Below are 13453 nucleotides of genomic sequence, written 5' to 3' on the forward strand. Positions count from 1 at the left end.
ATATGTATATAGTTCGCTATAAAAGCCGCAACCGTATTACCCTCTATTCCTAGCGAATGGAGGGCGGTGAGCAGTTTTTGCGCATCGGTATTTGAATGGGCTGAAATAGGCTTAGTCGGTATAGATGTTGAATCGACGACTGCCCTGCTTTTGAAGTGGATAAAGCTCGATAAGTTCAGGCTGGCGCTGAAGTAATGCCTTAGTATTTAGACTGATGGAATCCTTGGCTTTCTTCCAGACCACTGAGCCATGAGCAAAGGTGGCTCGTTCAGCATCTTTCATCAGCATTTGGATGTGATGCTTCAGCTGGTCAAAACGTTCCTGCTTATGCTGAATCTCTTCCTTCATTTTGATGAACTGATCGAACATCAAATTGGCATTTTCATTTTGCGATAGATCTTCAACGGTCAGTGGGACATGCGCTGGATACAGTTGCAGGATGGCCTTGGCTGCGGATTCACTGGCATCCACAGATGGCGGAGTATCATTCTCAACACACTCCCAGAAATAACGCTCTGCTTTAACGATGTGTTCAATCACTGATTCAGACCGTGTCACTTTAAAGATCTTGGTTTCATGCCCACAGATCAGCACGCAGACATGTGCTGCCTGCTTACCTGTGACGGCTAATTGATGTTGCACCTGACATAGCACGTATAAAGGCACCCCATCACGCCACAGTTTGGCACCATGTTCCCCGGCGGTTTTACACTCCAGGATCTGGACTTCATCACTACCCACTACAGAATAGTCCAGATTTGCCAACATAAAGGATTTATCCGGATCGGGATGCTGAAGCACGGCATTGACTCGTCTAACTTTATTATTGGTGTGCAAGCTGTAGTACTCAGCAACAAGCGGCTCTAGCTGTTTACCCCAATACAACGGTGCAACGCCTGAGCTGTCATCATCAATGTTCTGCTGAGTTCGACCAGTTTTGATCATCCACAGTTCCAGCATCGACATGTAAGGATTTAATCCACATGCGGTTGCGGCATCACTACTCCCAATGCCTTGTTTACGCACTTCAAGCCATTCCTGATAATCCATATTTTTGGTATTTGCTAAGCGCCTAGCGTTAGTTGAACGTTTAGCTGCTGGATTGGATTCGTTCACCTCATTTAAGATTGGAAGATGAGTATACTGATTTCCTGTAATGGGTACGATTTGGTTCATGGTCTTATCCTTTTATAAATAGCTGAGGCTGTAAAAATTTGCGGCATAAAAAAAGCCACATCCGAAGATGTGGCAAAGGGGGGGGGCATTGACTGGATATTGCTAAATGGTCATGTGACTGACCACTTGCAGAAAATTCAATTAAAGTGGATTAAATCAGGCTTAAACTGCTAATCGGAGGGCTTGTTCCAGTCCACGCTGTTTCAAAGCAGCACCTGCACCAAACCAGGCTGAATCGAGACGATGATCGGTACTCATGGCACGACGTTCATGATCGGCAAACTCGGTGATTGAACAAAGTAAGCCATAAGCGGTATCTTTGGCTGAGCTGAGTTCTGCACCACGGCCTTGCCCATTAAACATATTCATGGCTTTGCTCATGGCACGTCCATTCGGTTCAGACTTTTCTTTAGCTGGATTTGGATTGGCGACATTACGATAGAACTGAATGATGTTCCCCTCCTGATCTGCCACGCTCATCGTTGTATTGTTGAACACTGCATCAAAGAAAGCTGCTGCCTCGCCTTGGGTGACTTTACGCTGACTGAGCTGTTTCATTTCATACATATGCTCATCCCATGCACGGACTGAAATACCCAATTGCTGTTTGACCTTTTCCGCATCAAACTTGGTGCTGTGTGGCACTTTAACCACACCCGCACTGCCGCTCTGTCCACGTAAGGCAATCGCTAAGGTGTTGTTACATACCACCCTGATATTGGTAAATTGTGCAGTGGTCGCTAAGGTTCCATCGCATGCAGTTGCAAGGAGAATATAACCATTACTGACATCCTTGCCTTTTAAAGCCGTGCTTTGTCCAGTACGTGCCAATGCCCAGAACTTCTTACCACCTTTGAGTACGCCTGCGGTTTCCAGTTCAAAGCCGGATTGCTCGGTCAGATCCCGATAGAACTCCAGGATCTCGATGGGTTGAACTTCCTGATAGCGTTGACTCACTACAGACAGAGGTGCATGAGTATCTGAACGATACAATACTCGCTGTTCTTCATAGGACATGATAATGCTCTGCCCGCGTTCATTCTTTGCCATGTAGCTGACATCAGAGGATTCAATGCGCCAGTCCATGCCTGCTTGCTGTGCCCAGACTTCAATCGGTTGTTGTTGTGTCAATTGATTCCCTAGTCCATGCCAAGGGGTTTGACCAACATAGGCCATGTTTTCGATTAAATGTGCCATAGTAAATATTCCTTAATTTAAAAAGTAAAATGCTTGAAATGAATTAAGTGATGAAAAATGTAAGGTTGTGAGATCAAAGCTAGATCGTATTTAGACCTATGAGGATCTATTGATTAGGCTCATTAAGCAGGTTTTACCCAGGCAAAATGCTGTTGGCAGTCCTGGCAGATAAAATTCATGGCATTACCATAGTGCCGTTCAAAATAATATTGACTGACCACTACCAACACACCACCGATAACCACGCCAACCATCGCACCGGCTAAAGGTGGAGCTCCGGTCTTCTTCGCCATTTTTATTCCGAACAGCGCCATCTGGGCTGGGGAAAGAAAATACCGTAGCTGTTCAAAATACTGTTCATGAGGGTGTCCTGATTCAGTCTGCTTAATATTGGCAGACTGGCAATAAGGACAATGGATGAAAGACATAGATCAATTCCTATTAAAAAACTGGAAGGTCAGGCATAAAAAAACCGCACCCCGAAGGATGCGGTTTGGTCTTTAGGTCAGCCGTGACTGGTTTTGTTTTAGATCATTTATTGAAAACTATAACTGGCTGTGCCCTTTTCAGTTTCAACATCCACCTGCACTACATTGTTGTATCCGCATCCCGTCAGCTGTAATTTCAATACCTGCCCCATCTTAAATATTTGTGGATACTGAATTTTTCTTCGGTAACCTTCATAACCGCATTGACCGTTATTGATCGATACATTGGTCGCATCAATATTGTCAGGAGAATTGGATCGGATCGTCAGTACCGTAGCGGTTTGATTTTGAGCATACCAGTTACTGGTATCTTCAACATTCAGTTCAACGGTGAAAGTATTTGGGTCTAAACTTGAGCTGCATCCTGTCAACAGGATACCCGCAGCAGCTGTAACTGCCAGCAAGGTCGATTTAAAAAATGTATTCATAAAACTTATCCTTCAATGTTTTAATGAATATCTAAATTTTTTGAATTTGTTATAGACGATAAAGTACATTGATCTACTTAGCTCAAAACAGTATTAGAGATTCATCTTCATATCGGTAATATGTAATTGAAAAATTTTTATTCTTAGAAAGTTATAGACATACCTATGCCTTTGAATTAAATAAATTAGATTTATTTACCACTGCATTGAACATAAATCTAAACTATGTATGGGTATTCGTCCTGTATAACCTGATCGTTTGATCACAGCCAAAATAGATTCACTACGCATCAGTTCTCGATTGTGATCCAGCTGATGAGAAAGGAAAGGCTTCATATTTAACCTTTCCTTTCTCATCAATATAATTTTCATTATTAAGTTTTCAATTCATCCAGATAATCTGACCAAGCTTGCATCATCACTATACGCTCTTCAAGATATTTTGTTCGGTTATAGGCTCTACCATGCATATCACGAACCTGATGCGCAAGCTGCTGTTCAATCCTCTCAATTGGAAATTTAAGTACTTCATCTAACAGCGTTCGCGCCGTCGCTCGAAAGCCATGACCAGTAGTTTCACCATTCTCAAATCCATATTGCTTAAGACGCTTATTAATAGTTGAATCACTGATTACTTGGTTAGAATTCCTCATAGATATAAAACAGTATTCACTATTTCCAGTGATTCGATATAACTCCTTAAGTAAGCCATAAACTTGATTAGATAAAGGAACAATATGCTGAAGTGCTGTTTGGTTCTTGGTTTTAGGAGGAGTGTACGACCATAATCTTTTTTCAAAATCTATATCGGCCCACTTAGCTGATCTAAGCTCTCCAGGTCTAACAAAGACATGAGGTAAAATTTTAACTGCATAATCTACTGTGATTTCTCCACGCCCAAAATTCTCATCAATATTTGTTAGAAGCTGACCAAGATTTTCTGAATCTGTTATTGCTGCTCTATGGGTTTTAGTGCCAGTTTTCAATATACCGCTAATTTGATCAGCTATATTGAATTGACATAACCCTAGAGCAATTGCATATCGATAGACTTGTGAAGCTTTGCTACGCATACGTCGAGCAGAGTCAGTTTTACCTTGTTTTTCATAAAGTCTACAAGCATCTAAAATTTGTGCTGCGGTAATTTCACTAATTGGATAATCTCCAATCGATAAATAAAGTTTCTCCCAAACAAATGCATTTCGTTTTTGCGTGCTTGGTTCGAGCTCTTCAGTTTTTCTGAACTCTTCTGCAATAAATTTAAAGGTATTATCTGCAACAAATAAGGCTTGTTCCTTTTCCTTAATTTTTATTTCACCAGGATCAATATTTTGGGCAATTAATTTCCTAAATTCTGCTCGCTTCACTCTGGCATCTGCAAGAGTGACTTCAGGATAAACCCCCAAGGCCATCGTTGATCTTTTTTTAGAAATTGGTCTTACATAATCAAATCGCCAATATGTACCACCTTTTTTATCCAATAAAAGATAAAGACCATCTCCATCAGAAAGTTTAATATTTTTTTCCAATACCTTTTTTTGTTGCGATATTGCTGATTTTATCTTCGTATCAGTAAGCGGTAGAACAGTTTTAGCCATTTTTAACGGTATATTTTTAGAGTAAATTAACATGTACCGCAAAAAGTACCGTTAAAAATTACGGTAGATCCAGGATACCATTGGACATCATAGAACAATACTAAAGCCAAAACCCTTTATTATCAATATGTTTGGGATGAATTAGGACTTTACAGGAAGGGAAAATGGTGCGCTCAGCGGGACTCGAACCCACGCCACAGGCTTCGGAGACCTGTACTCTATCCAGTTGAGCTATGAGCGCGCGTGCACATCATAACAAAAAAAACCATAAGGTAAAGCAACTATATAGAAGTCTTCATTTTTAGTGCTTAGACTTTAAACAATGTTCCATAATTGCAACATAGAATTCCTCCTTATTTACTTGGTTTATTAGCAAAGATCACTCACAATACTCATACTATTCACCATGTGAGAACTTCATGACTGATGCATTGACCTTGAGAGACGTATCTAAAACTTACCGAAATGGTTTTCAAGCACTGAAAGGTATCAACTTAACTGTACCTGAAGGTGAGTTTTATGCACTCCTCGGACCCAATGGCGCAGGTAAATCAACCACGATCAGTATCATTAGCTCACTCACCAAAAAAACATCAGGTACGGTTGAGATTTTCGGGCACAATTTAGATACGCATCCTTCCGAAGCCAAACAATGTTTAGGTGTCGTACCGCAAGAATTTAACTTCGGTCAATTTGAAAAAACCTTTGATATTTTAGTGACCCAAGCCGGTTATTACGGCATTCCAAAAAAAATTGCTGAACAACGGGCGGAGCAATATTTAGAAAAACTCGGTCTTTGGGATAAACGTGCTATTCAAGGCCGCATGCTTTCTGGCGGTATGAAACGTCGTTTAATGATTGCTCGCGCCATGATGCATCAACCAAAACTGCTGATTCTAGATGAACCGACTGCTGGCGTAGACATTGAACTACGTCGTTCAATGTGGGACTTCCTCACCGAAATGAATGAAAAAGGCACTTCCATTATTCTAACCACGCATTATTTAGAAGAAGCTGAAATGCTCTGTCGTCGGATCGCCATTATTGACCGCGGTGTGATTAAAGAAGATACCAGCATGAAATCTTTCTTAAATCAGCTGAGTGAAGAATCCTTTATTTTTGATTTGGTTGAACCGATTCAACCCGTCAATATTGACATTATTGGGGTGCGTTTTAATTTAATCGATCCTGTCACCTTAGCCGTGACCATGGACAAGGCTCATACATTGAATGAACTGTTCCAACTTTTGGAAGCACAAGGTATTCAAGTGCGTAGCATGCGTAATAAATCGAATCGCCTAGAAGAACTGTTTGTGAAAATGGTTGAAAAAAATCTTGAAGGAGCTGCGCAATGAACTTTAATCAATTAAGTGTTGCGCTCTATACCCTGGTTCATAAAGAAGTGCGTCGCTTTATGCGCATCTGGCCACAAACCCTGTTACCGCCTGCCATCACCATGAGTTTGTACTTCGTGATTTTTGGTAATTTGGTCGGCTCACGCATTGGTGAAATGGGCGGCTTCAGCTACATGCAGTTTATTGTGCCCGGCCTGATTATGATGGCAGTGATCACCAACAGCTATGCCAACGTATCTTCCAGTTTCTTTAGCGCAAAATTCCAAAAAAGCATTGAAGAACTGATTATGAGTCCTGTGCCTTTACACATGATTCTTTGGGGCTATGTGATTGGTGGTGTGTGTCGTGGTGTCTTGGTCGGTATTATTGTAACTGCCATGAGCATGTTCTTTACTGACTTATATATCACCAACTGGTTTGTGACTATATATACAGTTTTAATTACCTCATTATTATTTTCACTCGGTGGTCTAATTAATGCGGTTTATGCGAAATCTTTTGACGATATTTCAATTATTCCAACTTTTGTACTGACTCCACTCACTTATTTAGGTGGTGTATTCTATGCCATTAGTGCTTTAAGTCCATTTTGGCAAAATCTCTCTTTAATTAACCCGATCGTATATATGGTCAATGCCTTCCGTTTCGGCATTTTAGGTCATAGTGATGTCAATGTTTCAGTTTCATTGAGCGTCATTACCTTATGTTGCGTTGCGCTTTATGGCATAGCTTACTATTTACTTTCTCGTGGTTCAGGAATGCGTGAATAATGAGTGTAGAACATTCTCTATTAGGTAAAGACACCAATTATCCAACAGAATATCAACCCGATATTCTGTTTCCCATTTCACGTGCGCAAGCGCGTGAAAAATATGCCCATGTTGAAGGCATTCAACAGGGTAAAGACTGGTGGCATGTTTTTGAAATTTCCTGGTTAAATGCAGCTGGCATTCCACAGGTTGCAATTGGTCGCATTACCTTACCGGCATCTTCGCCCAACCTGATCGAATCAAAATCATTAAAGCTCTACTTTAATAGTATGAACTTTAGCAAATTCGATTCAAAAGACGCTTTTATTGCGACGGTTGAAAAAGATTTATCTGTAGCAGCAGGTGCGCCGATTACCCTGACTTTATTCCAGGCAGATGATCTGGATATTTCCAAACCTGAAGGAATCTGTATTGATGATTTAAGCCCAGAACGCTTAGAGAACCATCCAGATGCAAGCTTATTAAAGCTTGATACCGAAAATAGTGACGAAGTCGAAATTCAACTGTATTCACATTTACTACGCAGTAACTGTCCAGTTACTGGCCAGCCTGATTGGGGCACAGTTTTTATTCGATATCAGGGTAAAAAACCTTGTTATCGCAGTATTTTAGCTTATATTATTTCTTACCGTCAGCATAATGGTTTCCATGAACAATGCGTGGAACAGATGTTTGCCGACATCTGGCAAAACCTTGCTCCAGAAAAGTTGATGGTATATGCAACTTATACACGTCGTGGTGGGTTAGACATCAACCCTTGCCGTGTATCGGATGCGACATGGATGCCTCGCCCCATTCGTTTGGCGCGACAATAAAATGAAGAACATTGAGGTTTTTTAACATGCCATTTTTTGGGTTTATTCCTTCTGAAGAATTATTAACCAGTATTCAAACAGCTCAGGAAAAGAAAAATTCCAGCGAACCGCTTTACCCTTTACGCGACAAAACAGCATTACTGATTAATGAAGAAATCATTGATGCTATTTTGACTGAACTTGTGCGTCGTTTTCCGGCCAGTGATAAACGTGATACTGCTGAAAAACTTGCGGGTTATATCAAATCAACTGTTGCTGTTTTATTGAAACAGTTGATGAGTAAATCTCCAAATGATGTGGTCAAGCAATCGATTGAGTTTTCTGAAAAAAGCTTATTTAAAGATGCGGAAGGTAACTTCCGTGTAGGCGAACTTTTGGATGCAAGTTTGGTGACCAATCTTAAGCATAGTTATGCGGAAATTAAAGCCGGTAATGAAGTCAATAAAGCGGCGCTCACTGAATCGTATAAGCAATTTGCTGAAGCGACCGTGCGTCATTTTATGAGTGACTTTAATAAAACCCTGGATTTAGGCATGATCAAGCGTAAAGCTGCGGATCTGGGTTCTGCTGCAGTGACTAAAGCAGTCCATATGGCAGTGGATAAAATCATTCCGAATTTGAATAAAGCTGAGCTTCTGGCACTTGCGGAATACCACGATACTTTATTTCATGTTTAAATTTCATGCTTGAGCATTTTTAAAATATCAAAACCTAGCCATGGCTAGGTTTTTTTATGGCAAGATTTCGCTCTCAACTAACAAGTACAATGAATCAATCAATACCGTCTTTATGCGGATTAAGTATTACAGATTGGCTGTGTATTACCTTGATTTCAGAAACAGGACTTTCATTAGTTCCCTACTCCTTCCATTTTTATGTAAATAATTTTTATATAATAATTTCCATATAAAGTGATGAGGGAAATTAAATCCTGCCAAATCTTATTCTTTATACTCTTTTGTCCAGCCCTGAATTTTTATCCATGTCATCTTTATAGCAGTACTAATAAAGAAAAAGGTTAATAGATGAACTTGTATGATTTGCGTTTTGCAGGGCGATTTTCGAATTTTTAAATAATGATCAAGGACAATCAGTCCTCGCTATGTTTTTGCCTTTATATGGGCTTTTTTGCAGATATGGCACAAAAGGCAATAAGGGAACATTATTTGCGTCACAGCTCAATATCGAATGATTTTTTCGCAACAAGTCCCTGTCCAACCAAGCAATGTATTCTGATGTTTTTTCAACCAAACACCGGCTAATAAAGCACAATCGCCGCTAAATTTCTTACCCTAAGCCTAGATAGACCGTATTATTGCAAACGATGTAAAAACCAGGCTTGATCAACTAAAACAAGTCGATGATCTTTTATTTTTGTCCTTCTACTGACAACAGCAAAGCAAATCTAAGAGAATAGGTCTCAAATATGCGGATTTATGCGCAGGCACACGATCTTTGTCTTTTTTTGTATATGTACTTGTTGATGCAGCGCTGGTCAATGTTATCTTAAGCCTCAATAGAAATTCTGTTACCTTTCATGCGATAGATTTTCAGTCATTCTGTCTGAAATGCCAGCTTTTAGCGTCGTGATGTCAATTGATACACACTGATTATGTTTTTGGAACTTTGAGTAATATGTTAAATATCAACTTTTATAACAAAATTAAACGTCTTCCTTTACTTCTCGGTGCACTTTCCATCACCAGTTTCTGCCAAGCCAATGATTTTTATAATCATCCTGCATATAACAGCTTCAAGCAAAAAACCATGCAAACTTATGGCTTAAGTGCCGAACAAGTCGACTGGGCCATGAACGGCTCAAAAAACCTTCCCAATATTATTAATATCATGAACCGTCCGGGCGAAAGTAAGCCTTGGTACCAATATAAAACCAACTTTATGGCTGAAAGTACCATTCAACGCGGGGTGCGTTTTAAAAATCAATATGCCGACACTTTAAACCGTGCTGAACAACAGTTTGGTGTACCTCAATCGGTGATTTTAGGTGTTTTAGGTGTAGAAACAGGTTTCGGTACCAATAAAGGGAATTTTGTCACTCGTGATGCATTGGCAACTTTAGGTTTTGATTACGAACGCCGTGCACAATATTTTCAAGATGAACTCTCTGCACTGATTGCATGGTCATATAAAGATGGTGTTCCAACCAACTCAGTGACAGGTTCTTATGCTGGTGCAATCGGCTACCCTCAATTTATGCCAAGCAACATTCCCAAACTAGGCGTTGACTATGATGCTGACGGGCATATTGACCTTAGAAATTCGGCGGTAGATGCGATTGGTTCGATTGCCAATTATTTGGCCCAACATGGCTGGCAACGTAATCAACCGATTGGCTTTGCTGCACGCTATACAGGAAATAATCCAGAATCGATTATCGCCAAAGATTTGGAACAACCAACACCTTATGGAGTCTTAAAGAATCAAGGTGTTACACCGACAAATCCGATTGTGAAAATAGATGATCTCGATATGGTGAATGTTATTCAGCTTCAAGATAGCTATGCACCAATTTATTATTTGACTTATCCAAATTTTCAAGTGATTACGACTTATAACAAGAGCCGTATGTATGCCACCGCGGTATGGCAATTAGGTACTGAAATTGCCAGTCGCTAAGACTGGTTTTTACTCAAAACAACCAAAGTCAAGGTTTTTTTATGTAAAATAGCGCACAAAACGGACATTTTAAATAAAATGTTACAATATTGGTTATTTTTTAACCGAAAAATGTTATATTTCTGTCCTTTTTGTAATATTTTCAATTAAAGAGTAGACAGCTTTAGCATGGCATGAATATTATCCATTTCGTCAAATGTAGTTGCAAAAGAGAATTAACAGACTGGATTGCTTATATTTCAAGCTTTTAAATGAAATTAAGTCAATGGTCTTTAGGAGTTTAATAATGCATTCATCGATTAAATATATTTTAGCTTTAAGTACCACTTTTGCCCTGAGTCAGTCTCAAGCGGAATTGGTTCAGTCATCATTTAATACAGATCATGACAACTCTCGTTTAGCCACGCGTGTGCTAAATAAAGACGCTCAAAAGTTCAATTCACACTTCTCAAATTTAAATAGTCTTTCAATCACTGAGCGTTCTGGCGATAAAATCCGTCGTCAAACCATTGCAGCAAAAATTGAAATTCCTGAAGACGAGCCTTCAGTGATTGAAAAGCTAAACACTGTTGCATCAAATACAGTTCGTAAATTTAGCCAAACGGGTGCAGCATCTTGGTACGGTCGCCAGTTTCACGGTCGTAAAACAGCAAGTGGTGAAACATTCGATATGAATGGACTCACTGCAGCTCACCGTAGCCTGCCATTGAACTGTTATATTCGCGTAACGAATAAAACCAATGGTAAGAGTGTAGTTGTGAAAGTGAATGATCGTGGTCCATTCCATGGCAACCGAGTTCTAGACTTGTCTTATGGCGCTGCGAAACAGTTAGGTATTACTAACGCAGGTACTGCGAAAGTAAATATTGAACGTGTTGATGGTCCAAATTCATAAGATAATGCTAGCCTCCTAATACATTTGACTTAAAAGCCACGTAAAGTGGCTTTTTTAATGTCTGAAAAAACTTTGTTTTAAGCATCCTCTTAGTGTTTAATAAATACAGCATATAAATAACAATAAGAGTTGAGGATGAACACATTGTTGAAAATCCAAAAGCGCCCTACACATAACTTGATAGCCAAATGCATCATTTCATCACTACCCCTCACTATGCTTGTTGCATGTTCAAATTTAACTACAGCACAACATAAACCTGTTCAAGAAAAAGCGTCAAATACATTATTGGTTTATGGCGGTCCCATTTTGACCATGGAGGGAATGCAACCCACTTATGTCGAAGCATTACTGATTCAAGCAGGTCATATCCAGTTTAGTGGAAAACTTGAACAAGCACGCAAAATTGCCCCTCGAGCACAGCAGCTCAATTTAGAACAACGTACAGTTATCCCGGGTATCATCGATGCACATAGTCATGTCAACAGTGTCGGCTTACAACAAACGGTTGCGAATCTCTACTCTCCCCCAGATGGAGCAGTGACTGATATCCACTCGCTCATTGTTGCCATGAAAAGCTGGCAGCAGCAAAATCCTGAATTTATTCAGGCAACATCCGGCTGGATTATGGGCAATGGCTATGACGATGCCCAATTAAAAGAAAAACGTCATCCAACGGCAACAGAACTGGATCAAATCTCTAAAGATCAGCCAGTCTTAATTTTGCATCAATCTGGACATCTAGCATCGGTAAATCATAAAGCTTTAGAAATACTCAACATCAATGCAAAAACACCCAATCCATCCGGTGGCGTGATTCGTCGGATGAACGACTCCATGGAGCCAAATGGTGTGCTTGAAGAAAGTGTTGTTTTTAGTGCCATGATGCAAGCTTTTAAAAATATCCCACCCGATGTTATGGAGAAAATGGCGCTCAGGGCTATTCAAACTTATGTCCAAAATGGTTACACAACCGTTCAGGAAGGTCGTGCGGATGCTGGAACAAGTGAATTGTGGCGAAATTTAGCCAAACAAGAAAAATTACCGATTGATCTGGTGTCTTACCCCGACATTAATAATGAAAAAGAATACATGCTTAAACATGGCACGAGTCGCAACTATGATCATCATTTTCGCATAGGCGGCGTTAAAATGAGTTTGGATGGCTCACCTCAAGGCAAAACGGCTTGGCTAACTCAACCCTATTTAATTCCACCAGAAGGAAAACCAAAAACTTATTCAGGCTACCCTGCCTTTCCTGAAAACAAAACGGTACAAGATGCAATTAATTTAGCCTTTGAACACAAATGGCAAATACTGACCCATGCCAATGGTGATGCTGCAATTGACCAATATTTAAATGATATTGATACCGCAACCAAGCACTATCCAAAATTAGACCGACGTAATGTCATTATTCATGCACAAACTATGCGTGAAGATCAGTTAGACAAAGCTAAATCTCTCGAACTCATTCCATCCTTCTTTTCATTACATACCTATTATTGGGGCGACTGGCACAGAGAAGAAACGCTGGGCGTAGAACGGGCAAATCGTATTTCACCAACAGGTTCTGCTATACGCAAAGGCATTTTGTTTACCGAACATCATGATGCCCCTGTTATTCCACCTCGTAGCATGATGACTCTGGATACCACTGTAAATCGTGTCACACGCAGTGGCAAAATACTGGGTGCTGAACAACGCGTCAGCCCTTATATTGCATTAAAGTCGCTCACAGACTGGGCTGCTTATCAATATTTTGAAGAAAATAGCAAAGGAACCCTAAGCAAAGGAAAACTGGCTGATTTTGTCATTTTAAGTGACAACCCACTCACTATCCCGAGTAACAAAATTAAAGATGTACAAATATTAGCCACATACAAAGAAGGTCAACAGATTTATCAAAACCCAAAGCTAAAAACCCTAGAACTAAAAACATCACCATAAAATTATGGTATCGCAAGTTCTTTAATGGGTTATTCAGCTAAATTAAACTGAATGACTAAAACCAATTGCTGGACACTTTGACCCATGATTGCTTCTGGTTTATATTTTATTTAAATAAAAATAAGTCTATGGATCATAAATCCA

12 protein-coding genes, 1 tRNA gene and 1 pseudogene are annotated in these 13453 nt (G+C 39.9%); 7 read left to right on the plus strand and 7 right to left on the minus strand.

Going from position 1 to position 13453, the window contains the following annotated elements; all coding sequences use genetic code 11:
* Window positions 1-111: 111 nt before the first annotated feature.
* The 7 genes and pseudogenes from B9T23_RS00070 to B9T23_RS00095 form a co-directional block, all read right to left on the minus strand.
* Window positions 112-1176, minus strand: a complete 1065-nt coding sequence (locus B9T23_RS00070) for a YqaJ viral recombinase family nuclease (RefSeq protein ID WP_086192205.1) — start codon at window positions 1174-1176, stop codon at window positions 112-114.
* A gap of 162 nt (window positions 1177-1338) precedes the next feature.
* Window positions 1339-2373, minus strand: coding sequence for a DUF932 domain-containing protein (locus tag B9T23_RS00075; protein ID WP_086192206.1), 1035 nt, complete (start codon window positions 2371-2373; stop codon window positions 1339-1341).
* A gap of 122 nt (window positions 2374-2495) precedes the next feature.
* Window positions 2496-2801 carry a hypothetical protein gene (locus tag B9T23_RS00080; RefSeq protein WP_005248118.1) on the minus strand — a complete coding sequence of 102 codons (306 nt, stop codon included), beginning with the start codon at window positions 2799-2801 and terminating at the stop codon, window positions 2496-2498.
* Between the two features lie 107 nt (window positions 2802-2908).
* Window positions 2909-3289 (minus strand): YajG family lipoprotein, encoded by a 381-nt coding sequence (locus B9T23_RS00085; RefSeq protein ID WP_086192207.1) that lies wholly within the window; start codon window positions 3287-3289, stop codon window positions 2909-2911.
* A 166-nt stretch (window positions 3290-3455) separates the two neighbouring features.
* Window positions 3456-3595, minus strand: a pseudogene (locus B9T23_RS16565) (tyrosine-type recombinase/integrase); the annotation flags it as partial.
* 68 nt (window positions 3596-3663) lie between these two features.
* On the minus strand, window positions 3664-4887 hold the full coding sequence (locus B9T23_RS00090) for a tyrosine-type recombinase/integrase (protein WP_086192836.1): 1224 nt from the start codon (window positions 4885-4887) through the stop codon (window positions 3664-3666).
* 165 nt (window positions 4888-5052) lie between these two features.
* A tRNA-Arg gene (locus B9T23_RS00095) sits at window positions 5053-5128 on the minus strand.
* 178 nt (window positions 5129-5306) lie between these two features.
* Between B9T23_RS00095 and B9T23_RS00100 the strand changes: the two genes are divergently transcribed.
* The 7 genes from B9T23_RS00100 to B9T23_RS00130 all read left to right on the plus strand — a co-directional run bounded on the left by B9T23_RS00100 (window position 5307) and on the right by B9T23_RS00130 (window position 13309).
* A complete protein-coding gene (locus B9T23_RS00100) occupies window positions 5307-6242 on the plus strand; it encodes an ABC transporter ATP-binding protein (RefSeq protein WP_086192208.1) in 936 nt (311 codons plus the stop codon).
* Complete coding sequence (locus B9T23_RS00105; RefSeq protein ID WP_086192209.1) at window positions 6239-7012, plus strand: ABC transporter permease; 774 nt, start codon at window positions 6239-6241, stop codon at window positions 7010-7012. Before B9T23_RS00100 ends, B9T23_RS00105 begins: the two co-directional genes overlap by 4 nt.
* Window positions 7012-7827: an NADPH-dependent 7-cyano-7-deazaguanine reductase QueF gene (gene queF, locus B9T23_RS00110; RefSeq protein ID WP_086192210.1), complete on the plus strand. Its 816-nt coding sequence runs from the start codon at window positions 7012-7014 to the stop codon at window positions 7825-7827. The genes B9T23_RS00105 and queF overlap by 1 nt, the downstream gene beginning before the upstream one ends.
* Window positions 7828-7853: 26 nt before the next feature.
* On the plus strand, window positions 7854-8504 hold the full coding sequence (locus B9T23_RS00115) for a hypothetical protein (RefSeq protein ID WP_086192211.1): 651 nt from the start codon (window positions 7854-7856) through the stop codon (window positions 8502-8504).
* Window positions 8505-9462: 958 nt separating this feature from the next.
* The gene (gene mltB / locus B9T23_RS00120; protein ID WP_086192213.1) at window positions 9463-10464 is read left to right on the plus strand and encodes a lytic murein transglycosylase B; all 1002 of its coding nucleotides are present in this window, start codon (window positions 9463-9465) and stop codon (window positions 10462-10464) included.
* Between the two features lie 286 nt (window positions 10465-10750).
* Complete coding sequence (locus B9T23_RS00125) at window positions 10751-11359, plus strand: septal ring lytic transglycosylase RlpA family protein (protein WP_067724135.1); 609 nt, start codon at window positions 10751-10753, stop codon at window positions 11357-11359.
* A 216-nt stretch (window positions 11360-11575) separates the two neighbouring features.
* The gene (locus B9T23_RS00130; protein ID WP_086192215.1) at window positions 11576-13309 is read left to right on the plus strand and encodes an amidohydrolase; all 1734 of its coding nucleotides are present in this window, start codon (window positions 11576-11578) and stop codon (window positions 13307-13309) included.
* The last annotated feature ends 144 nt before the right edge of the window (window positions 13310-13453 follow it).

The sequence above is a fragment of the Acinetobacter terrae genome, from assembly GCF_002135195.1.
Lineage (GTDB): Bacteria > Pseudomonadota > Gammaproteobacteria > Pseudomonadales > Moraxellaceae > Acinetobacter > Acinetobacter terrae.

Coding starts and splice junctions, on each gene's coding strand:
- B9T23_RS00130 (WP_086192215.1), top strand. CDS start 11,576: ATGCTTGTTGCATGTTCAAATTTAACTACAGCACAACATAAACCTGTT.
- B9T23_RS00105 (WP_086192209.1), top strand. CDS start 6,239: ATGAACTTTAATCAATTAAGTGTTGCGCTCTATACCCTGGTTCATAAA.
- B9T23_RS00115 (WP_086192211.1), top strand. CDS start 7,854: ATGCCATTTTTTGGGTTTATTCCTTCTGAAGAATTATTAACCAGTATT.
- B9T23_RS00085 (WP_086192207.1), bottom strand. CDS start 3,289: ATGAATACATTTTTTAAATCGACCTTGCTGGCAGTTACAGCTGCTGCG.
- B9T23_RS00070 (WP_086192205.1), bottom strand. CDS start 1,176: ATGAACCAAATCGTACCCATTACAGGAAATCAGTATACTCATCTTCCA.
- B9T23_RS00125 (WP_067724135.1), top strand. CDS start 10,751: ATGCATTCATCGATTAAATATATTTTAGCTTTAAGTACCACTTTTGCC.
- mltB (WP_086192213.1), top strand. CDS start 9,463: ATGTTAAATATCAACTTTTATAACAAAATTAAACGTCTTCCTTTACTT.
- queF (WP_086192210.1), top strand. CDS start 7,012: ATGAGTGTAGAACATTCTCTATTAGGTAAAGACACCAATTATCCAACA.
- B9T23_RS00080 (WP_005248118.1), bottom strand. CDS start 2,801: ATGTCTTTCATCCATTGTCCTTATTGCCAGTCTGCCAATATTAAGCAG.
- B9T23_RS00075 (WP_086192206.1), bottom strand. CDS start 2,373: ATGGCACATTTAATCGAAAACATGGCCTATGTTGGTCAAACCCCTTGG.
- B9T23_RS00090 (WP_086192836.1), bottom strand. CDS start 4,887: ATGGCTAAAACTGTTCTACCGCTTACTGATACGAAGATAAAATCAGCA.
- B9T23_RS00100 (WP_086192208.1), top strand. CDS start 5,307: ATGACTGATGCATTGACCTTGAGAGACGTATCTAAAACTTACCGAAAT.